Below are 681 nucleotides of genomic sequence, written 5' to 3'. Positions count from 1 at the left end.
TTCGAATGTCGGCGGTAGCAGGAGCAAAGGGAGACTGGGCGAAGCAGCAATTAGAGCTGATGAAGCCGCAGGCCACAATTGGACCCTATGATCCGCGTGATTTTGTGTCGGATCAGGAGATATTAAATCTTGAGGATCCGGAAGTTCAGACACGGCTGAGTATGACCTACTGGAATACCTTGTCAACCGAGGAGAAGGACCGGAGAATTGCAGAGGTCCAAGGTGATTACAAGAAGCTGAATAAGGAAGTGGCGGACAAAAACCGCCTCCTGGGAAGCGGAGTGGGCAATCAGACGCTAGCCAATATTCTCGTAGGCGGAAGTAATATGATGGTTCAAGGGATAAACAGAGCACTTTTAGGGATGCCGGAGAAGATCGTAAATTGGATTAGTCCAAGTCCAGAAGGGTATGTAGATCCGCTGGATAATCCGTATGGAAAAGAAGCTGGAATCATCTTAGGAGAGATAGGCAAAGGGTATCTCTTTCGTGGAGTTGGAGGATTTGGCAATATTGCCTCTCCCTTAGTGAGGACCATGGTATCGGGAGCAATAAGCGGGACAGTGGATGAAGTGGTTGACATCATAAGTGATTTCCGGGAGGATGGAAAGCAAAACCTGAGCGAGCACCTAACGGCAGTGGGAATCAATGCAGGCATTGCAGGTGTAGGAGATACCGCGATAA

Annotated in this window: 1 protein-coding gene; it reads left to right on the top strand. The window is 48.9% G+C overall.

Annotated elements, in window-relative coordinates; all coding sequences use genetic code 11:
- Window positions 1-59 precede the first annotated feature (59 nt).
- A partial coding sequence (locus QW71_RS36245; protein WP_200906018.1) for a hypothetical protein occupies window positions 60-681 on the top strand: 622 nt, incomplete at its 3' end.

The organism is Paenibacillus sp. IHB B 3415 (genome assembly GCF_000802655.2).
GTDB classification, from domain to species: Bacteria; Bacillota; Bacilli; order Paenibacillales; family Paenibacillaceae; genus Paenibacillus_AQ; species Paenibacillus_AQ phytohabitans.
The sequence above is the reverse complement of the archived record's forward strand: the minus strand, read 5'-3'. Positions and strand labels throughout refer to the sequence as shown.